This is a genomic window from Glutamicibacter sp., assembly GCF_050701915.1.
Classification (GTDB): Bacteria; Actinomycetota; Actinomycetes; order Actinomycetales; family Micrococcaceae; genus Glutamicibacter.
On sequence record NZ_JBOGEG010000008.1, the window covers coordinates 79,759 to 100,723 of the forward strand.

The 20,965-nt window shown below is 56.0% G+C and carries 15 protein-coding genes; 8 read left to right on the plus strand and 7 right to left on the minus strand.

Going from position 1 to position 20,965, the window contains the following annotated elements; genetic code table 11:
• Window positions 1-274 precede the first annotated feature (274 nt).
• From ACRDT3_RS07660 to dnaA, 4 genes are all read right to left on the minus strand, one after another.
• The gene (locus ACRDT3_RS07660; RefSeq protein WP_431492407.1) at window positions 275-832 is read right to left on the minus strand and encodes a DUF721 domain-containing protein; all 558 of its coding nucleotides are present in this window, start codon (window positions 830-832) and stop codon (window positions 275-277) included.
• On the minus strand, window positions 825-1,988 hold the full coding sequence (gene recF / locus ACRDT3_RS07665; protein WP_431492432.1) for a DNA replication/repair protein RecF: 1,164 nt from the start codon (window positions 1,986-1,988) through the stop codon (window positions 825-827). The genes ACRDT3_RS07660 and recF overlap by 8 nt, the downstream gene beginning before the upstream one ends.
• Window positions 1,989-2,046: 58 nt before the next feature.
• Window positions 2,047-3,174: a DNA polymerase III subunit beta gene (gene dnaN / locus ACRDT3_RS07670; protein ID WP_431492408.1), complete on the minus strand. Its 1,128-nt coding sequence runs from the start codon at window positions 3,172-3,174 to the stop codon at window positions 2,047-2,049.
• Window positions 3,175-3,640: 466 nt separating this feature from the next.
• Complete coding sequence (gene dnaA, locus ACRDT3_RS07675) at window positions 3,641-5,077, minus strand: chromosomal replication initiator protein DnaA (RefSeq protein ID WP_431492409.1); 1,437 nt, start codon at window positions 5,075-5,077, stop codon at window positions 3,641-3,643.
• A 516-nt stretch (window positions 5,078-5,593) separates the two neighbouring features.
• Here dnaA and rpmH point away from each other — a divergent pair.
• The 8 genes from rpmH to ACRDT3_RS07715 all read left to right on the plus strand — a co-directional run bounded on the left by rpmH (window position 5,594) and on the right by ACRDT3_RS07715 (window position 11,211).
• A complete protein-coding gene (gene rpmH, locus ACRDT3_RS07680; protein WP_075972541.1) occupies window positions 5,594-5,731 on the plus strand; it encodes a 50S ribosomal protein L34 in 138 nt (45 codons plus the stop codon).
• A gap of 64 nt (window positions 5,732-5,795) precedes the next feature.
• Window positions 5,796-6,149: a ribonuclease P protein component gene (gene rnpA, locus ACRDT3_RS07685; protein ID WP_431492410.1), complete on the plus strand. Its 354-nt coding sequence runs from the start codon at window positions 5,796-5,798 to the stop codon at window positions 6,147-6,149.
• Window positions 6,149-6,526, plus strand: a complete 378-nt coding sequence (yidD, locus tag ACRDT3_RS07690; protein ID WP_431492411.1) for a membrane protein insertion efficiency factor YidD — start codon at window positions 6,149-6,151, stop codon at window positions 6,524-6,526. Before rnpA ends, yidD begins: the two co-directional genes overlap by 1 nt.
• The gene (gene yidC / locus ACRDT3_RS07695) at window positions 6,526-7,500 is read left to right on the plus strand and encodes a membrane protein insertase YidC (protein WP_431492412.1); all 975 of its coding nucleotides are present in this window, start codon (window positions 6,526-6,528) and stop codon (window positions 7,498-7,500) included. The genes yidD and yidC overlap by 1 nt, the downstream gene beginning before the upstream one ends.
• A 2-nt stretch (window positions 7,501-7,502) precedes the next feature.
• Window positions 7,503-8,030, plus strand: coding sequence for a protein jag (locus ACRDT3_RS07700; protein WP_431492413.1), 528 nt, complete (start codon window positions 7,503-7,505; stop codon window positions 8,028-8,030).
• A gap of 46 nt (window positions 8,031-8,076) precedes the next feature.
• Window positions 8,077-8,718 carry a 16S rRNA (guanine(527)-N(7))-methyltransferase RsmG gene (rsmG, locus tag ACRDT3_RS07705; RefSeq protein WP_431492414.1) on the plus strand — a complete coding sequence of 214 codons (642 nt, stop codon included), beginning with the start codon at window positions 8,077-8,079 and terminating at the stop codon, window positions 8,716-8,718.
• A gap of 177 nt (window positions 8,719-8,895) precedes the next feature.
• Window positions 8,896-9,819 carry a ParA family protein gene (locus ACRDT3_RS07710; protein ID WP_431492415.1) on the plus strand — a complete coding sequence of 308 codons (924 nt, stop codon included), beginning with the start codon at window positions 8,896-8,898 and terminating at the stop codon, window positions 9,817-9,819.
• A gap of 198 nt (window positions 9,820-10,017) precedes the next feature.
• Complete coding sequence (locus tag ACRDT3_RS07715) at window positions 10,018-11,211, plus strand: ParB/RepB/Spo0J family partition protein (protein WP_431492416.1); 1,194 nt, start codon at window positions 10,018-10,020, stop codon at window positions 11,209-11,211.
• A 6,720-nt stretch (window positions 11,212-17,931) separates the two neighbouring features.
• Here the strand turns inward: ACRDT3_RS07715 and trxA are convergent.
• The 3 genes from trxA to ACRDT3_RS07730 form a co-directional block, all read right to left on the minus strand.
• Window positions 17,932-18,255, minus strand: coding sequence for a thioredoxin (gene trxA, locus ACRDT3_RS07720; RefSeq protein ID WP_105656613.1), 324 nt, complete (start codon window positions 18,253-18,255; stop codon window positions 17,932-17,934).
• A gap of 28 nt (window positions 18,256-18,283) precedes the next feature.
• A complete protein-coding gene (trxB, locus tag ACRDT3_RS07725) occupies window positions 18,284-19,249 on the minus strand; it encodes a thioredoxin-disulfide reductase (RefSeq protein ID WP_431492417.1) in 966 nt (321 codons plus the stop codon).
• Between the two features lie 100 nt (window positions 19,250-19,349).
• Window positions 19,350-20,939: a hypothetical protein gene (locus ACRDT3_RS07730; protein ID WP_431492418.1), complete on the minus strand. Its 1,590-nt coding sequence runs from the start codon at window positions 20,937-20,939 to the stop codon at window positions 19,350-19,352.
• Window positions 20,940-20,965 lie beyond the last annotated feature (26 nt).

Sequence of the window (20,965 nt, forward strand, 5' to 3'; positions counted from 1 at the left end):
GAACTCCTCGGATTTGGCGCGCGATTGCCCTCTGCGATGGATTCAGCGCGTCAAGCAATCATGGTCTGGAGGGACTCCGACGCGGGGCTAGCCCGCAGCGGAGTCATTTCACTACCTCTAATTCTACCGCGTAGACCAAAATAAACGGTGACTTTGAGGCCTAAATCGCCCACCAAAAGCTGGTAATTGACGTTCTGAGGCAGTTGTGGCGTTCAAGTGTGGGGGGATCCAGCTTCCGGGTCCGTGAGTGCGCCATATGCCGTGCCAGCATTTTCTACCCGTAGGTGTCGCGAGGACCCCGGCCGGCCACCGAACGCATGCCGTGGCGCCAGGAGGGAGCGTTAGGTCCCAGCACCTTGAGCACGGTGACGATCCCGGGGCCCAATTCGGCATCAAATTTCTTCAGGATATCGTGGCTGAGCAGGCGCATCTGCGCAGCTCTCGCTGTCGTATCGCAGCGCATCACCACTACCGTGTCTTCAAAAGATTCCGGTTTGCAGTGGCTCGCGTTCTCCACACCAATGATGTCGGCCCAGCGTCCGAGTACCGATCCGACCGCGACCTGGGTGTTCCAGCCACGGGATTTGGACAAGCGGGAGACGACTTCGCCAATAGCGCGCGGATCGCGAATCGCGCCTTCGGCGGATTCCGGCTTTTCCGCGGCGAATCCGCGGCGGGCGGCCTTTCGCTTGCGCACTTTGTCCATGCGCGCCGCATCTATGCGCTTCTCGCCACGTTCTTCGGCGAGCTTTCGCATGCGGTTGAGCAGTGCCTTGGCCGCATCGATCTCTGGATCGAAGCGGTGTTCATCTCGTTCTGATGGCTCATGCATCGACAACCTGGCCAGGGGAGACCTGGAAGAAATGCCCCTTCAGTGCTTCTGGAACGTCTTCCACAACGGCGGCGGTCACCAGTACCTGCTCGGCTCCGGCAACGATATGCGCCAAACGATCACGACGGGTGGTGTCCAGCTCGGCAAAAACATCATCCAAGATCAGGATGGGGCCGGAACCTGGGCGCGGATCATCATCACCGAAAACACGGTAGGCCGCAAGGCGCAGGGCCAGGGCAAAGGACCAGGTTTCCCCATGCGAGGCGTAGCCCTTGGCAGGGGTAGGTCCAAGGATCAGGGTCAGATCGTCGCGGTGCGGTCCAAAGAGCGAAATTCCGCGGTCGACTTCACGTCCGCGGTTAGCTTCAATGGCGTTCAGCAGCAGTTCCTGGATTTCTTCTTGTTCCAAGGACTCAAGATCTTCTGCCGGCAGGCTGTTTTCATCGAGTTCGCCCTCGAGCGAGGAACGGTAGACAGCGCGCGCTTCCTTGGCGCCATCGGCCAAATCCGCGTAGGCGGCCTGCATATACGGGCGAATCAAGGCCAGAACGTCAAGGCGTCCGCGAATCAATCGAGCGCCCGTCAAGGCCAGCTGCAGATCCCAGGCCTTGAGGGTGTTCTCCTGCGAGGTGCTCAGCTTGGACTTGCCGCGAATCGATTTGAGCAGGGCATTGCGTTGCTTCACGATGCGGTCGTAGTCGTTTTTAGTGCCCGCTTCTACCGGGCGCAGGGCTACCAGAAGCTCGTCCAAGAACTTGCGGCGGTTGGACGGATCGCCCTTGATCAGCGCCATGTCCTCCGGCGCGAACAGCACGGTGCGCACCATCCCCAGGATCTCCCGAGCACGAACCGGGTTAGCCCGGTTGATGCGGGCACGGTTGATCTTGCCGCTGGTGATTTCGACCTCGAGCACCGTGGTTTGCGGGCCACGATGCACGGTGCCGCGGATCAGCGCGCGCTCAGCACCGAAATGCAGCAAGGGCGCATCATTGCTGACGCGATGCGAAGAGAGATTGGCCAGATAGCCAACGGACTCAACGATATTGGTTTTGCCGACGCCGTTGGGGCCGATCAGGACGTTGATCCCAGGGGCCAGGTGCACGTCGGCCTGCGCATACGAGCGGAAGCCCGTGAGTGAAAGCTGCGAGATATACACCGAGGTCCTGACAGAGACGAGGTGGTGGATGGCCGAAGCCATCCACCACGAAATTGGCTTAGTTCGAGTTAGGCAACCGAACCGGCATCACGAGGTAGCGATACTGGTCCTGGTCATCCTCATCCAGCTTCTTCTGTCCGGTCAGCATGGCCGGCTTAGGCGCGCTGGTGAAGGAGAAGCGCACGAAATCGGTGTTGAAGGAGTTCAAGCCCTCGGACAAGAAGGTTGGGTTGAAGGCAACTACGATGTCTTCACCGCGAAGAGATGCAACGATAGCTTCTTCAGCCTGCGCGTCTTCGCCGGTGCCTGCATCCAAGGTCAGCTGGCCATCGGTGAAAGCCATGCGAACTGGGGTATTGCGCTCGGCAACTACCGATACACGACGCACAGCTTCCATCAGCTCGCTGGTGCGAACGGTGGCATGGATTGGGGTGTCGCTTGGGAACAGCGAGCGGATCTTTGGGTATTCGCCATTGATCAGCAGCGAAGTGGTGCGACGGTTGGAGCTTTCGAAGCCAACCATTTCGCCATTCTCGCTCATTGCCAGCTTGAGTTCACCGGAGCTGGAGAGGGTCTTGGCGACTTCGCTGAGGGTCTTCGCCTTGATCAGGAAGGAGGTCGAGATTTCTGCCTGGTTTGGAGTCCAGTTGAGTTCACGCAAAGCCAGACGGTAGCGGTCCGTGGCCAAGAAGGTGATCAGATCATTTTCGATTTCAACCTTGATGCCGGTGAGCACTGGCAAGGTGTCGTCCTTGGAAGCTGCAACGATAACCTGCGAAACCGCTTCGGAGAATGCTTGGCCATCGATAGTGCCGGCGATAGCTGGAAGTTCAGGCAGGGTCGGGTATTCATCTACTGGCATGGTGGCCAGGTGGAAACGTGAACGGCCACAGGTCAGCGAGATCTTCGAACCATCGGTCTCCAAGGTGACCGTCGAGTTGGGCAGCGATCGGGTGATCTCAGCCAAGAGCTTGCCGGAAACCAAGATCGAACCCTGCTCCGAAATATCTGCGGGAATCTCAATATGCGAGGAAATCTCATAGTCGAATCCCTCGAGGCGAACCAGGCCTTCATGGGTGGTGATGAGGATGCCAGCCAAAACAGGTGATGGTGGCCGCTGCGCCAGGGACCGGGCAGTCCAGGATACGGCGTCTGCCAATACATCCTTTTCAACGCTGAACTTCACGAAAAATCCGCCTTTCGGAACCCATAAGTCTTAAGTCAGGCCAAGAAGGTAGTTCCCTCGCCAAGTTCTTAAGCATAGAGCAGGTAGTTGCACGTTTTATCCATCTAATCTTGCCACGCCCTGATAGCGCAACGTCAGTTCAGTGAACGAAGTGTGGACGATGCAACAAAAAATCTGTTCTGCACAGGATTTGGCTCGAGGGTGTGGAGTGGACTCGTTATTTGGATGATTAAGGGTTTAAAGGAGAAGTGTTAATAACCCTTGTGGATACTGTGGATAAGGCCTGTAACCCCAGACCCGCCCACGATTGTGCATGTGAACAATCTGTGGTTGAACATGAGACTCAGTTCCACCATCCTGTTGATACTCAGTTCCACGATTTTTAACGTCCACATGGATTGCGCACTTATCCGCAGGTCGTCACCAGATCATCCACAGTTTTATCCACACCTGTGATTTCTCGTGCTTAGTGCTCCCGCTGGCTCTGCTTAATCCGGTTAGTTAGCTCGGTGACCTGATTAAAGATCGCTCGGCGCTCAGCCATGAGCTCACGGATCTTACGATCTGCGTGAATCACAGTGGTGTGGTCGCGGCCGCCAAGTTCGGCACCAATCTTCGGCAGCGACATGTCGGTAAGCTCACGCAGCAAGTACATGGCGATCTGGCGCGCGGTGACCAGGGTGCGAGTACGCGACTTGCTATTCAGCTCATCAATACTCAGTCCGAAGTACTCTGCAGTCTGCTTGATGATGGTCGACGGCGTAATTTCTTGGGCCCCGTCTTCGCTGATCAAGTCCTTGAGCACGGTCTCGGCCAAGGCAAGGTCCACTGGCTGGTTATTCAGCGACGCGAAAGCGGTGACACGGATCAGCGCACCTTCAAGTTCGCGGATATTCGTGGAAATACGCGAAGCGATGTACTCCATGACGTCGCTTGGAGCTGAAAGATTTTCAGCGTCGGCCTTTTTCCGCAAAATTGCGATACGGGTCTCCAGCTCTGGTGGCTGAATATCGGTCAGCAAGCCCCATTCGAAGCGCGAACGCATGCGATCTTCGAAGCCCTGCAGCTGCTTGGGAGGCAGATCCGAGGTGATGACAACCTGCTTGTTGTGGTTGTGCAGCGCATTGAACGTATGGAAGAACTCTTCCTGGGTAGCATCCTTGTTGGCCAAGAACTGGATGTCGTCAATGAGCAGGATGTCGACGTTGCGGTAGGTCTGCTTGAAGCTTGCACCCTCGTCGTCGCGGATCGAGTTGATGAAATCATTGGTGAATTCTTCGGAGTTCACGTAGCGCACGCGGATGCCCTTGTAGAGATGGCGTGCGTAGTGGCCAATGGCGTGCAGCAAGTGAGTCTTGCCTAGACCTGAATCACCGTAGATAAACAGCGGGTTATAGGCCTTGGCTGGCGCTTCAGCAACAGCAACGGCTGCGGCGTGCGCAAAACGGTTCGATGAGCCGATCACGAAGGTGTCGAAGATGTACTTCGGGTTCAGACGGCCGAACTCCTGCGAATTCGAAGGCGGAGTTGGCTGTGGTGCCGGCTGCGGGCGTGGACCAGGAGTCTCAACAACCGCTGGAGCCGACGGCGCAGCAGGCTTAGCCTCAGGTTCATCTTCTTCCAGCTCATCCGAGAGCGAGAGATCAACACTGACAGCGCAACGGATTTCGTCCTGGAAGACTTCTCGCAGTGCTTCATCCAGCGGCTCGCGCAGCTGGGTCTGCAAAATATCTCGGGTGAGGTCATTGGGTACTGCAACTAGGAGCGTCGTACCGATGAGTCCCTGTGGTTTTGCCAGCGATACGAAGGCACGGTAACGCGCCTTGACACGATCATCATCCTCGATCTTCCGGATGACTTGGCGCCAAGAGCTACCAATGCTATTGGTTTCGTCGCTGCTCACTAAGGGCGCCCCGCTTCCGTTTAAATGCAATCTTGGTCACAAGAATCCCGTTTCCAGGCTTCTAAAACGTCGTTTTTTGGACCACGTCTGCATTGATTCTATCCATCATCCACACAGTTATGCACAGCTGCGTGGAAAAACAGGGTGTTATTACTGTGGAAAACGGGTTTTCCCTTGAAATCAAGCGTTTTTCGCTGCGAGATGACTAGCTGTTTTGTGGAAACATGTGAATTTTCTTTCGTTATGCACAGCCGTAATCCACAACTTTGGGGTAGATTATTCACAGGCCGACTCTTGAAGCAGGGAGCTTGGGCAGAACTCGTGCGCCAATTTGACCTGGGGCGCATATTTTTCTATTGTTGTTCAGTCCTATGCGCATCTTTTTGCGACTTGCTCATTTTTGGAAGAGCCCGCGAAAAAAGCGCATTTTATAAAAAGCACGAGCGTCATCCTGTTGTTATCCAGCTAGCTAGTAACGGGTAGTACGCATCATCTAAAACGTTTTGGAGTGTCACCGTGAGCAAGCGGACTTTTCAGCCTAACAACCGTCGTCGTTCGAAGAAGCATGGCTTCCGCCTTCGTATGCGTACCCGTGCAGGTCGTGCCATCCTTTCGGCACGTCGCGGCAAGGGTCGCACCGAGCTGTCCGCATAAATTTGCGAAACAGCTCTTGGCAGCATGATTTCAACGAGCTCAGCTAAAGAGCAACCCGAAACCGATGTTGCCTAAGAATCAGCGACTGCGCCTAGCGCAAGACCTTACAGCCACTGTACGTTCCGGCGTCCGAAGCGGACGCCGGAACGTCGTGCTATATGCACGACACCGAGAAACCGAAGAGTTCCTTGGCGACAGGTTTGGATTCATTGTTTCCAAGGCTGTAGGTATTGCCGTTAAAAGGAACCTCACTAAACGACGAATGCGAGAGATCGCCCACGAGCTGCGGCGCGTGGACGGCGACGTCGATTTTGTCGTCCGTGCACTTCCTGGCGCCGCCGAACTCTCCTGGGAAGAACTCAACTCCCAGGTCAATTCAGCCTTCTCTGCTGTTTTGCGCAAGATTGAGGCGCGCTGATGCGTAAGGACTTAGCTCCGCGTACCGGTTTGCTGTGGTTCATCATCGATATCCCACGCAACATCGTTATCGGGTCGCTCAAGACTTACCGAAAACTCATCTCGCCACTATATGGCGATGTATGCCGATACTTTCCTAGCTGTTCTGCCTATGGGCTCGAAGCAGTGACTCAGCACGGCGTTGTCAAAGGCGCCGGATTGACCACTTGGCGGATCCTCCGGTGCAATCCGTGGTCCCACGGAGGCGTCGACCACGTTCCTGAAGGACCGAGGATTTGGCCAGAAGGCAAACTGCCGAGGATCATAGTTCTGAATCATCCTGTGATTCCCGACGATGAAGACGCCGCGGATAGCGGCCGCAAGGAGCTCGACCACTGATGAACAACTTCCTAGACACGATACTGACTCCGTTTACATACGTAGTCTCGTGGGTTCTGTGGGCATTCCACGAACTGTTCACCACGATTGGAATGAACGCGGATTCGGGTGTTACCTGGACCTTGTCGATCATCTTCCTCGTGCTGCTGATCCGTACTTTGCTGATTCCAGTCTTCGTCAAGCAGATCAAGTCCCAGCGCGCGATGCAGGCACTGCAGCCTGATCTGCGCAAGCTGCAGGCCAAGTACAAGGGCAAGACCGACCAGATGTCGCGTCAGGCTATGGTTCAGGAGCAGCAGGCGCTGTTCAAGAAGCATAAGACCAACCCGCTGTCTTCCTGCCTGCCTCTGCTCGTGCAGATGCCATTCTTCTTCGCGCTGTTCCGCGTTCTGAACGAAGCTTCCCGCGCCAGCGATGACGGGCGTTCGATTGGCGCACTGTCCGCAGAGCACATCCGCAGCTTCGACAATTCCTCGATCCTGGGCGCACCACTGTCCGAGACCTTCTTGGGCACCATCAACTCCGGTGCCATCAACTGGGCCGTGATCATCGTTGCGGTGGTTATGATCCTTGCGATGACCGCATCGCAGTTCTTCACCCAGCGCCAGCTGATGACCAAGAACATGAGCAAGGAGGCCCTAGAAGGCCCGTTCATGCAGCAGCAGAAGATGATGCTGTACATCCTGCCTCTGGTCTTCGGCATCGGTGGTATCAACTTCCCAATCGGTGTGCTGATTTACTGGACCGCTTCGAACCTGTGGACCCTGGGCCAGCAGTTCTGGGTTATCCGCAACAACCCGACCCCGGGCTCGGAAGCAGAGCGCGAACTTAACGCCCGCCGTGCCGCCAAGGGCCTGCCTCCAGTAGGCGTGAAGAAGGAAGACGCTGATGCCGCTGCAGCCGCCGCAGCAGAGCAGCAGGCCAAGGGCCAGCGAGAACAGCCGCAGCGCAAGAACCGTCGAAAGAAGAAGTAGCCATGACTGCAACTGAGAACATCGACGCACCGGACCTGGAAAGCCAGATCGAAGACGATCAGGAAGTTCTGGACGAGGGCGACGTCGCTGCCGATTACCTCGAAGAGCTTCTGGACATTGCTGATCTGGACGGCGATATTGACATCGAAATCCGTGGCGGCCGCACTTACATCTCGATCCTTACCGAGGATGAAGACACCTCGTTGGAGAGCCTCGTTGGCAAGGACGGCGAAGTCCTCGATGCCCTGCAGGAACTAACCCGACTGGCAGTACTGACTGCTACCGGTGAGCGGTCGCGCTTGATCCTGGACATTGCCGGCTACCGCACTGATCGCGCAGAGCTGCTGCGCAAGATCGCTGAAGACGCTATTGCCTCGGTACGCGAAACCGGCGAGAAGATTCACTTGGATCCAATGAGCGCCTACGAGCGCAAGCTCGTGCACGACGTGATCGCCGATGCAGGACTGAACTCGGAATCCGAGGGCGAATCGACCCGACGCCATATCGTTATTTCGGTACTGGACAGCTAAGAACCATCACGCGAGAGCGTGCTGATCGACCTAAGGACCAACGACCATGACTGAGGACCTCAGCCTTACTGCAGAAGAGACCCTGGCTGCCGAAAAGATCTTCGGTGACCGCTTGGATCTTGCCAAGCGCTATGTGGAGCATTTGGCAACCTCGGGCATTGAGCGCGGGCTGCTTGGCCCTCGAGAAGTACCCCGCTTGTGGTCCCGTCACGTGCTCAACTGCGCCGTGATCGAAGAGGTTATGGAGAAGGACGCCGAGGTAGCCGACGTAGGCTCCGGTGCAGGCCTTCCAGGGCTCTGCTTGGCAATTGCCCGTGCGGACCTCAAACTGACGCTGATTGAGCCTCTGGAGCGCCGCTGCATCTGGCTCTCCGAGGTTATCGACGACCTGGGTCTGGACAACGTCACCGTGATGCGTGGCCGCGCGGAGCAGATGGTTGACGTCGTCAACGCACGCTATGTCACAGCACGTGCAGTATCTGCACTGACCAACTTGGCCGGACTGACCATTCCACTGCTACACGGCCAGGGCGAGCTCATTGCCATCAAGGGCCGCTCCGCTGTCGAAGAGATCGCTAAGGCAACCAAGGCTATCCGCAAGCTTGGCGGCAGGGAAACCGAAGTGCTCACTGTGGGCGAAACCATCCTTGCAGAACCAACAACGGTGGTTCGCATCAAGGTTGGCTAAGGTTGACGCGATAGTCTGTTAAATAGTTATAGAAGCGAAATGGCTTTCATCCTCATAGGTTTCGAGGGTGAAGCCATTTCGCAATCTGCATGACTTGTTTTGAATGTTTCACGTGAAACATTATCGGTGCACGCCATGAGCATTAGGTGCATCAATTCACGAGGAGGAGTTTTACCTTTGTCTAAGACTAAGGATTCATCGGATAGCGCGTTTGATTTCAACGACTCGTCCTCGCCTTTGGCTACTCAGATAGCTAGTGAACATCGTCGTCGCGAAGCTTTGGAGGCCCGTAAGGTGCCAATGCCTGAGAAGACCCGCTATTTCACCATTTCCAACCAGAAGGGTGGCGTAGGCAAAACGACGACCACCGTCAACCTTGCCGCCGCGCTAGCCAAGGGCGGACTAAACGTCCTGGTCATTGATATCGACCCGCAGGGCAACGCTTCTACTGCACTGGGCATTGAGCACCACGCTGAAGTAGACAGCATTTACGATGTGCTAATCAACGATCTTCCGTTGTCTGATGTTGTGGCTACTTGCCCAGACTTGCCAACCTTGCAGGTCGCTCCTGCAACCATCCACCTGGCTGGCGCTGAAATCGAGCTGGTTTCGTTGGTAGCCCGCGAGCAGCGGCTGCAACGCGCCCTGGATGACTACGCGCGTACCCGCCAGCGCAAGGGCCTGCCTCGCTTGGACTACGTGTTCATCGACTGCCCACCTAGCCTAGGCCTGCTGACCGTTAATGCTTTCGTTGCCGCTCGTGAAGTTCTCATCCCAATCCAGTGCGAGTACTACGCACTTGAAGGCCTGAGCCAGCTACTGAAGAATATTGAAATGATTCAGAAGCATTTGAACTCCAAGCTGACGGTTTCGACGATACTGCTGACCATGTACGACGGTCGCACGAATTTGGCTGCGCAGGTTGCCAACGAAGTTCGTGAGCACTTCCCAGAGCAGGTACTCAAGGCTGTCATCCCTCGTTCGGTGCGAATCTCTGAAGCGCCGAGCTACCAGCAGACCGTGATTACCTATGATCCTAATTCGACTGGTGCGCTGTCGTACTCCGAAGCAGCCGTAGAGATGGCTGAACGAGGCGCGTAAGACCTTAGAAACGCGTTTCACGCTGGATAACCTGTTTTTCTTATATTTTAGTTTGTTTTGTCAGATTAAACTGATGCGGATGCGAGATCCGCACGGTGAAAACCACGGCTGACGCACTGTGCGCATCCCCGGTTCAATGCCAATAAACAGTAGACTAGTCTCGGGCTGAAATTTCGGATGAAAGGGCGTGCGAAGAACATGGCAGAGAAGAAGCGGGGCTTGGGCAGGGGACTGGGTGCCCTTATTTCCAGCTCGCCGGCGACGGCTGCTCCTGAGGAAAACCACAATGTTTCACGTGAAACAACGCCAGTGGAGCCAGTTGCGGAAGCGCCGAAGTCACGCGCTGCACGTCCCGTCGATATGTTCTTCGAACCAGGACGCAAGTCCTCGCCACCTAAGGCTCCAACCACTCCCGCCAAGCCGGCAAAGCGCGCTCGCGCAACCATGCCTGGCTTGAACACGACTCTTGGGGCAAAGAATCCTCCTGCACCTCAGGAAGACGCTCCGGCTGAAAAACCAGCACCTAAGAAGACCGAGCAGCAGCCTGCAAAGTCAGACTCTCCTGATCTTGTTGAGGTTCCTGGCGCACAGTTCGCTGAACTCGATGTCAAGCTGATTCACCCCAATCGCAAGCAGCCGCGTACCAACTTCGATCAGGAACACATGGATGAACTCATCCATTCGATCCGCGAAATTGGACTGCTTCAACCTATCGTGGTCCGTCCTTCCCGCGAGAAGGATGACGCCCCGTACGAGCTGGTCATGGGTGAACGTCGTTGGCGTGCAACACAGGCGGCCGGCCTAGCGACCATCCCGGCGATTATCCGGGACACGCATGACACTGATCTGTTGCGCGACGCCTTGCTTGAGAACTTGCATCGCTCGCAGCTCAATCCACTGGAAGAGGCTGCTGCTTACCAGCAGCTTCTAGAAGAGTTCAATTGCACGCAGGAAGTGCTTTCTGAAAGAATCGGACGATCCCGTTCGCAGATTTCCAACACGATCCGCTTGATGAAGCTACCTCCGCTCGTGCAGCGGCGTGTTGCAGCTGGCGTCCTGTCGGCCGGCCATGCGCGAGCATTGCTCGGACTGTCCAACAACGAAGTCATTGAGCAGCTGGCGCAGCGGATCATCAATGAGGGCCTGTCCGTGCGAGCGACCGAAGAAGCAGTGGCACTGAGTGACGACAAGCCACGCAAGCCAGCAAAGAAGGCGCGAGAGACCCAGCGCAATGAACGACTGGACTTCCTGGCAACTTCGCTCGCGGACCGCTTGGATACTAACGTCAAGATCCAGCTTGGCAGCCGCAAGGGTAAGGTCAGCATCGAGTTCGCTTCGGTCGATGATCTAAACCGCATCATGCAGGTTATCGATCCGACGATGAACTCATAATTTCATAGACCGGCGCATGTTTCACGTGAAACATGCGCCTTTCTTGTACCTAAGACACTGTTTCACGTGAAACAAGTATTGGAGGGGTGTTTATGCGCTTGCCAAGAATGAAGGCAGCGAATCGAAGTGAATAGTTGTTGGGTAGGCGAAACGCTGCGAATTCCAGACGGGCATTGAGGGGTGCCCGCATGAAGTATCACCATCAGCTGCCCTCTGAGTCAAAGTAACCGTGGAACTAATTACCGACATCCGCTGTTGGGCCACCAAATTGGAGTACGTTCACGTCGGTGGCAGGCGGATGGTGTACCCACGACGCTGTCCGGAGAAGGGGAAAGCGCTGACTATACGACATCGAGTTCAGGCTTGGCCCTGCATCGGTTCTGGCATCGCTGAGTCGAGTGCTGACCATCGTTGCATAACCATTCTCCGGTGCCTGTTCCCGAGGATCTGCAAGCCATTCAGCCTATGGACACCACCACCGCCACTTCATGAATTGCCCAGGGAACGAGAAGATAACAGCACGCATGATTCAGCACTTCTCAATACTTGTCTGACTGAGAGCAAGGAATCGCCCCATCGCGACGCGGATTTGGATAACCAATATTCTGCGTTGGTACGGCATCCGGTTCGCTGAACGCCGGATTTGTTGCACCTTATTCCGGCTGCCTTCCTATGCGAATGAGAAAATGAACTGCAGTAAGCCGAGTTGTTGATGGCTTTCGCAGAGAATACCTGGGTGCCCCTACTCCATCTAATAAGCAATGGATTGTGTCAGTCATGTATGGCTTCCTCGAAAACCGGCGCGCAAGGGGACAGGAGACTATCCGCAATCAGTTGGTTCCGTCTAGTAGGATGCTGAACCCAACTCCGGAAAAGTTGGCCCCAAAAACTAGATGTGGAGGGTTCGAAGGTACGGTTCATCATTCCCGCTTCGGATAGCGACGCAACAGGTCAGAGCACGGACTGCATATAGCATGGTCGAGAACAGCAAAATCAGATAACCAGACAAGCCTCGACAGCTCTGCGAGCAGCAGGCGGGGCGTATAGCGGCGGCGGGAGAGCCGGGATGTCCGGTTAGGGGTTGGAAGCGCGTAGACAGGCCGAGAAGCTCCAGGACAGCCGCGAGGGCCTTATGACATGATGCCGGCAGGGGCATGTTCGAAAGCGGCCCACTAAAACGTGCTGGACAACTCCAGATACTCAAATGCAGCGGCACAACCTAGGCCCAGGCAAGTACGACAATTACGGGATCCGGGCACACAGCCAGGGGAGTGGCTATCGGAAGACTGAGGCTGATTGCCTGATTGCATAGTACTCAGAGGATGACGTCGAATACTCCGTAGGTGAATAGGAACAGTAACTATGAGGATTCAATTCTTAGGGCTGATCGCTCGGCAGATTCTTGACACGCAGTCGGCCCAGATTTTCACGAGTTGTTGCTGGAGTTATTTTTGATACGTAAAACAATCCAGTATTGAGCTTGTCAGCGTGCTGTCCGGAGAGCGGTTAGTGCAGGAAGACAATGGTCCCACCGCAAATACACAGACATTCAGAACCCTCCCACGTTGATGGATAGGGAGGGAACTTCTATGTCTGGACCTGTACTTCATCGGGTGCAGGTAATGTGAGTATTCGACGCCTTGGGGACCACCCAATATTGCCGTTGGGTGCCACTGATATTGCAGTTGGGGACCAGTACCTCCCGCGTGGAAGCCACCGGCCTCCAGCGGGTGCCACCTGATTCTGTACGGCGCCGATTTCCTCGCGTCACGTGTGTCTTCCTGCTCAGTGCCGGCTAGTGCGGTGGATGTTCCGGTCCATGACCATCCTCTGCATGGCCGCCGGAGCCGCCCCTTCTGCAGACACCGCGTGCAGGACACGCAGGACCGGGCCGCGGTGGCGTTCCCTGGGCACGGGCCGCCTACGGAGACGCTTCCCGTCAGGTTCCCCGGACAATGGCTCCGCTATCGCCGGCAGGATGTAGTCCGCCGTGCACGTCTCATCGTTGGCAGTGCCCGGCAGCCTGCAGGGGCGATCGATCGGAACCGGACCTGCTCACATAGTTGCACCCGCCAGACCACTGGCAAAGCGGCTCCCCGCAATGCCACTGGTGGCTCCCACGGACAATATTCAGATTTTCCCTGGGTGGTCCCCACATGCAATATTGCTGGCCCCCAAACAGTCAATTATCCAAATGCACGAGCGGGATCTCATGGGGAACTCACATTCGCCGTAGCAGAATATCGAATTAGGCCTGCAACCTGTGAGATATGTACCGTCGTGATTACATCAAATCCCCAATGGAGTGTCCACGGTAACGCCCTGGGTTGCAACTTGAGAGCTATCGAGGGGATGAACGTGGAGCGGTTGTTGGTGAGACAGGACGAATTAAAGGCCATGAGGTAAATGGGGATGAATGAGGATGACTTGCCACGGGAAGGGCCGACGAGATCAACGCCTGGGTCCATGTGTCGAGTAGCGATCAGATGGTGGCAGCTCCAGCACAGGCGAACCAGACGGCATCGGATATAAATGGGCATGCGCGGTCCAGATTATTCCATTCCACCAAAGAACACCGTTTTCGTTTTCCGGATCAGATACGAACCAGGAACTGCCTAAGCACTCCTCGACGGTCAACGGCAATTGACTCACCAGAGCGTCGATACGAAGTGTTCCAAGGGCCGCTTGTGAATAAATCTCGGAGTCCAGATCCTGACTCAGTGAGCAGATTCTATCGATGACGATTCTCTTTGCAATCGACCTGTAGATCATGGGTTCATACGTACTCTTGGAGATGACCATTAAAGATAGATTTTGTGCTCGAAACCGAACGATCGAGAGAACCAACAACGACTGATCAAGGCAGATAGACTGACGTTCCACATACTCACGTCGGTCAGGCGACACGAGGGTTCGAGCTTGCTTCAAAGGAGAGCGAATACTCTCGAGGTATCAAGCTGCCCTCGGAGTTCTCTATGGCTCGAGGTTGGACTACGTGCTCCAGGGCGGGACTCGCTGCCTGTCCTACACGGTGTGAGACAGTGACTATGCAATTTCAATGCTAGATATCATGTGGAGCCCGGGAGGTTCTTGGGCTAAGCAACAGATGTCAGGAGTCTTCTGTTCGCGCTTTCCGAGAGTTGCCGTGGAAGGTCTAGGCAATCGTGACAGTATCGAATCTGGTTATTGCTCGCGGACCGGAACAGTATCGCGGTTCCCAGCAACCAGGATTATTACCAAGAGGCGGATTACCCCTTAGGCACTCCCTGGCCTGGACCAAAGGTCATTGCTGCGCTGAAGGGACTTGAGAATTCGTATCTCAAACTCTGGGGCTGGAAAAGCGTTGAGGTGACGGAGTTCTGGAGTCGAAGATGCAGCGGTGCAGGGAGTGGATTTCTGATGCAGGGAAGGTGGCATTCCGCGGCCGCCATCACCATAGGCCGACTGGACGCGTAGGCTGAAAGTAAGTCGCTAGTTCCCGAACGGATTCAAGGCCGACGAGCAGCCATATAAGGCGCTGTGGAGGGCATCAGGGATCCGAATCTTTCACGGAAGTGGTCGTCACGAATTCGCATTGGCAGGAACTTGTGACCAACGTTTCACGTGAAACATTGGCCTACTGGAAAACTGATCGATCGCGAGGACTACAGCCAGGAAGGTCCCAGAAGAGCGTAGTGAGCAGTCACTCTACCGCACCTGTGATTGGGCTGCAGTACCCGATACGAAAGAGAAGTGGAGCCTCCGCGGCCCTTCAAGGATTACCGAGGAATCCGTCCTGCTTCTTGGATGATCGAGATTGGGAGGAACATTAGCTCGACCAGCAAAGCAGTTCTGGTCTCGGGAAAATTCTCCACTGAGCACGCGGATACGGGCTGTCCGCTCCGACCGGTCCCTTGCTTCAGCCTCCACTAAGTGGGGCGAATCTAGAGTTGAAGAATCCTTGATGGATCTGAAGCCTCGGCAGGCGCCCATATGCAATGACGGATGAATTCACCAGGACGTGAAGTTCATTCGCCAGGGTTGCAGGCATGAGCAGATCCCCTTATACCGATGCACCATGCGGTGCGATGGGGGGAGTGGCACTAGTCCATCCCGTAACCATAACGCGCACTCTGAGCCAGAGCAGGCTGCCGGGAATCAACTACTATATCAAGATTCTTGACGCTGATTCAGGACTCACATTGGTGCGCACCTCGGCTGAAGCGACAACCTGAGCTCGATGGATCCGAAGTGTAGCTGTCATGGATTCTTGTCGTTCCCTCTTGAATGTCCATTCTTGACGACAGCGGCCAGTAGCCGCGAACCGTAATAAGGATGCCGAAGGCATCTCCCTTAATGCAACGTTTCACGTGAAACATAAACTAGACCACCCTTCGCCCTCCTGGAGTCAATGATGGGAATCGTGTTTCACGCGAAACAACCAGAACGATCTGGAAGCACATGCAGCTCCTTTGCCGCACACAAAAAAGTGACCACGCAGGACGTGGGTACCCCGACCCCGCGGCGAATAGCGAATAATCGTATACCGACTGCCATCAGGCTGACGGCCTATCCTGGGTCCGAGACATAGAAGCTTGCTGATTGTATTAGTAGGCCTCTACGGGCATCGGGGAAGGTCTGCCTAGCGTCACCTCCATGAGCAGACAATGTTCCGTCTATGGCGTGCGACTTGGCCGTAAGGACGTCCGCCCCGGCGCTAAATCCCAGCTAGCACGCACTGCATGTAGGAAGCGAAGAGCATCGTGCGATGCCGAGGAATAGCGTGGCCTTTGGTCCCATACGCGCGGAAGGCGAACACGGGATGTGGCCGTCGAGCCACTTCGGCATAGCAGAGGACAGCCAGAATCGACGCAGAGGCCCGTGGGGTGATACTTCCAGTCAACAGATCCAGATAGCCATAGGATCGATTCATGAGGCCACAGAAGCACGTCCGAGCCGGAGATATGGGTCTTCAGAGACCATAGGGGATAGATAGGCCCGGCAACGCTCCAGATCGTGCCTATAAGCCAGTTGAGCGAATGGAAATCCAAGACGTTCTCAACAGGTAATCCACGCGACGAGGGGTTATCGGCCAAATAGGTTCACGAGAATCTCCGCGGGGCTGACTCAATCCATTCCTGCCTTCGTCCAAGTTCAGAGGAAGCGTTCAGTAAAGAGAAACGCACCGGGTTTTTGGCGCGGGAATTCGAACCAAGCTATCCCTGCACCAGCTTCGCAACAGGTACACACGATGCTTTGGAGTAAGAAGCTCTATGTACCAAAGCCCGAAGTAGTGAGCACCCTAAAGTTCAAAGGAACAGTTAATAGGGCTAAGGACACCACTAATTGAAAGCCACAAGAACCTGCAGGAGGAGACCACGCGAGGGAAAGTACCGGTACGTTGCGTTAGTACTGGCCCTCACGAAAGATGCCTTCCCGAAAGATGGGCAACGCGTCGTTCAGAATCTGTTTATTGCTCTAGGAGCTATTGCAGACTCACATCAAGATGAGCAGCGCGAAGACCACGCTGGCCACAAGCAGGTTGGGATTTCGGGCATTACCTTCGGGAATCAACAGCAGGGCTACCAGCATGAGCCTAAGGCGTTCATCCTTGGTGCAGGTTCTTGCCGCAGGGCTCAGATGCTTGGGTATGGACGGACAGATCTCCAAAGATGATGCGGCGCAGTCTCTCCACGGCAATCGACCTCAGATTCAAGCCATCACCGTCAGGTCGTACCCCATCAATACTCAACAGCCCATGTCCCAGATATGCAGAGGGCGACTACATATCGGCAAGAAACATGCCCTGGGGCCGAAGCCGCAGTCTTACGACATCAAATCACAGGCCGAAGGATTCTGCTCTGTTCACTGCGTACAACTTTCACCAGAGACCGTCCCCTGGAACTCTTGTCGGACCATTCGAACTTTGAAAGAGAGGGCAGCATGGGCTGCCGATGAGGGGCGTCAAAGCAGAAAGCTCGGCGAGCAAGCAGTGGGTATGTGGAAGGGGAGTGCTCCGTTAATTCTCAGGGACTGCGTTGCCACAATAGGTAGACACTGCGTGCTGACCCCACCCAAATACCGAAGACTAAGAGATGCTGGTGCAGCTAGAAAGCGCGTGGAACTGAGTATCGCGGCCATGCGGGGATAGCGCAATCGGCTTGACCCGGATTATCCATGGACAGGACTTGTCGCAGGTTTGATTGAGCTCGGATAGCCCCATGAAGAATGGGTTTGGGTGTACCTCAAAAACCACATCCAACTTGTTAGCCTGTGCGTCGTATCCAGATGCTTTTCTGCGGCCCTTCGCAGTGCCGTCTGGCATTGTGGACCGAAATCGAGGGGTTAGGAAATGAGGAAATTGCGGATCGCTGCATTTCGCATAGAGCATCTAGTTTCAAAATTCGGAACCAAACAAGGTGGCCTGAAACGCCCAGAAGCGAACCCGACCTCCTAGGGCCGATGGCCGAGCAGAAAATGCGCGTCCGAACTGAGGGAACCAAATGGGATGCGAAAACTTTCAGAACATGGCCGTATTTTCTAAAAACAATGAATATGCTTTGGATAAGCGCCGTGACTTCTCTAAAGCGCCTTCAAATCAGGTGACGGGCCAACCTGAGCTGGGGTAAGGGCTGGTTATCGCTAAAACAGGGAATCAAGTGAAGTCGCCACGGGGCCTTGGTTAAAACAGAAGCGGGGACCAACCTTGCGGTTGATCCCCACTTCAATCATGTTCTTGACTTACAGGTATTCTGCGAAGTCCTTCTCGATGACAGCCTTCGGCTTGGCACCGATGGAAGTAGCGACATGCTCGCCGCCCTTGAAGACGTATACGGCTGGGATGCTGGTGATGCCGTACTTCGCGGCAATTGCCTGGTTCTCATCGACGTTGACCTTCACGACGTCGACCTTCGCAGCGTGCTCCTCTGCGATCTGATCCAGGATTGGACCGAGCTGGCGGCAAGGGCCGCACCATTCAGCCCAGAAATCGACGATCACTGGCTTGTCGGCATCCAGGACATCGGCCTGGAAGGTTGCTTCAGTTACTGCTTTTGCGTTGCTCATGAGAGACAACCCCTTTCTGAGAAAACTATTAGGCGGTAGCGAGGGTTTCGGACACGTTGGCCAGGTAGTGCTCCACGTCCTGGGCTGCGGCGCAGCCCGAGCCGGCCGCGGTGATGGCCTGGCGGTAGGTGGAATCGATGACGTCGCCGGCAGCGAAGACACCTGGCAGCGAGGTCTTGGATGTGCGGCCTTCAACGGCGATGGTGCCTTCCGCGGTTAGCTGCAGCTGGTCCTTGACCAGATCCACGCGTGGGTCGTTGCCGATGGCTACGAAGATACCGGTGACATCCACGGTGGATTCTTCGCCGCTGGTGCGGTTCTTCACGACCAGGCCGTCGACCTTGTCGGCACCGTTGATGCCGATGACTTCGGAGTCCCAGATGAATTCGATCTTCTCGTGGGCCAGGGCGCGGTCGGCCATGATCTTCGAAGCGCGCAGCTCGTGGCGGCGGTGCACGACGATGACCTTGGCGGCGAACTTGGTCAGGAACAGTGCTTCTTCCATGGCGGAGTCGCCACCGCCGATCACGGCGATTCTCTGGTCACGGAAGAAGAATCCGTCGCAAGTGGCGCACCAGGAGACGCCATGGCCGGAGAGGCGCTTTTCGTCTTGCAGGCCCAGCTCGCGGTAGGCGGAGCCGGTGGAGACGATGACAGCACGGGCACGGTAGATGGTGCCGTCAGCCAGGGATAGCGTCTTGATGTCGCCTTCGAGGTTCATTTCGGTGACGTCGTCGAAGAGGATCTCGGCGCCGAAGCGTTCGGCCTGCTTCTGCATGTTGTCCATCAGGTCCGGGCCCATGATGCCCTCGGGGAAGCCGGGGAAGTTTTCCACGTCGGTGGTGTTCATCAGTTCGCCGCCGGCAGTGACCGAGCCGGCGATGACTAGTGGGTTCAAATTCGCACGGGCGGTGTAAACCGCGGCGGTGTAACCGGCCGGACCGGAGCCGACAATAATGACGTCGCGGATTTCGTCGTTCTGTGCTGAAGTCACGGGGGTAGAACCCTTTCGTTCTAATAATGCGAGGTGGATAGCAAGGTCTAACCTCACTATCCACCTCAACGCATTGCTTTCGTAAAAAATTCCGCTTCTATTACTTGGCGGAGAATTCACCGATCTGGAGACCGAATGGGCGTGAATCATTGCCGCCGGATGCCTTGCGAGGCAGGTCGGTGATGTCCAGGAATACGTGGGTTCCTTCCATGTAGTCCTTGTCGTCGCCCTTGGCAGTTACCGATACCGAAGGACCGGAGAACGAACCCTTGGCTACTGACGTGGCATCGCCCAGATCTTCGGATTCGCCTACGAGGATTTCGTAGTTGCCGCCGGTGCCGTTCAGGCCCTCGAGGTTGACCTCGGAGATCTTGGACTTCTCGTCCAGTTCCAGTATGAAGACCATGTTGGAAGCGAAGCCACCGAAATCAGCCGTGGTGTAGGAGTACGTTGCGTAGGTGCTCGAGGCGTTGCCGTCGATCATCTGGCCCAGCTTGCCATCGGTTTCGGAGTTCAGCTGCTGATTGCCGGGAACCAGACGGGATACGTCGTCGATCTTCGGAGCTGGCAAGGAATCCTCGGTTGAGTCCTTTTCCTTCTCGGTCTCGGATGGCTTTTCCGGGGACTCCACGGCCGTTGGCTGCTCGCCATCGGCGGTGGTGTTCTTGTCGCCACCAAGGAAGTTGAAAGCGAAGACCACTGCAACAATCAGCACGATGAGCAATACGGCGCCAACCAGCAGGCGCGTTCCCTTAGAACCGCCTTCTTCCTCATCCTGCTCGTCGGCCTGCGGGTCTTGGGCAGGAGCATTCTTGGCGGCTGCCGGGAAGGTCGAGGCCTTTGGAGCGGCGGCAGCGGCGACACCCGCAGCGGCGCCTGCGCCGGCTACGGTCCCGGCTGCTGCAGCGTTCTTCTTCTTTGCCGGCTTCTCTTCTTCCGCGGCAGGCTCCTGGGTAGGGTTGGCCGGGGTTTTGCCCTTGGACTGCGCAGCGGCAGCCAGGGCTGCGGTTGCGGTGACATTAGGCTCGTCTTCGTCTTCCAGGCGGGAGACCTTTGGCTTGTCTTCGGCCGCTGGCTTTTCAGTTGGCGCAACCGGGGTAGCCATGGTGGCAGGAACATGCTCATTAGGCGCAGTCTGGTCGAACTGTTCCTCTTCAGGCTGCTCCTGGTTCTTCTTGCCGAAGCGGTTCTTCAGTCCGGCGAAGCCGCCAGCCAAGGCGGAACCGATCTTGCCCTGCTGCTCTGGTTCGTCCTCGTACTGCAGCTGGTCGTAGTACTCGTTGTCGTCTTCATAGGTCTCTGGGACGGCCTGGCGGGACTCGCCGAAGATTTCGGTGCCCAGGGTGTCGGTGAAGAACGGCTCAACGTATGGAGCGTCGTCGGTTTCCAAAACCAGGTCCAGCAGGTCCGAGGAACGCGCGGTGTTGGCGACGAGGTAGGTCTGGTTGGCATCGGTGATGCCCAGATCCAGCACCTGAACGTTCGAAGCGCGCTCGCCCATGGCGATTTCGCGTGCGCTCGTTGCCAACTGCGAGGAATTCTCCACGGAAGCCACCATGATGCTGACCGAGCGGTTCAGTACCTGGTCTACGCCACCGAGTACCAAGTCTCCTTCAGCTGAGGAAAGGACACTCTCGGTTACTTGGTAGCGACCGCTGAGGACAGAGCCGACATCGATTGGCTGCGACACGTGCATCTCCAAGGGGTTGATTTTGG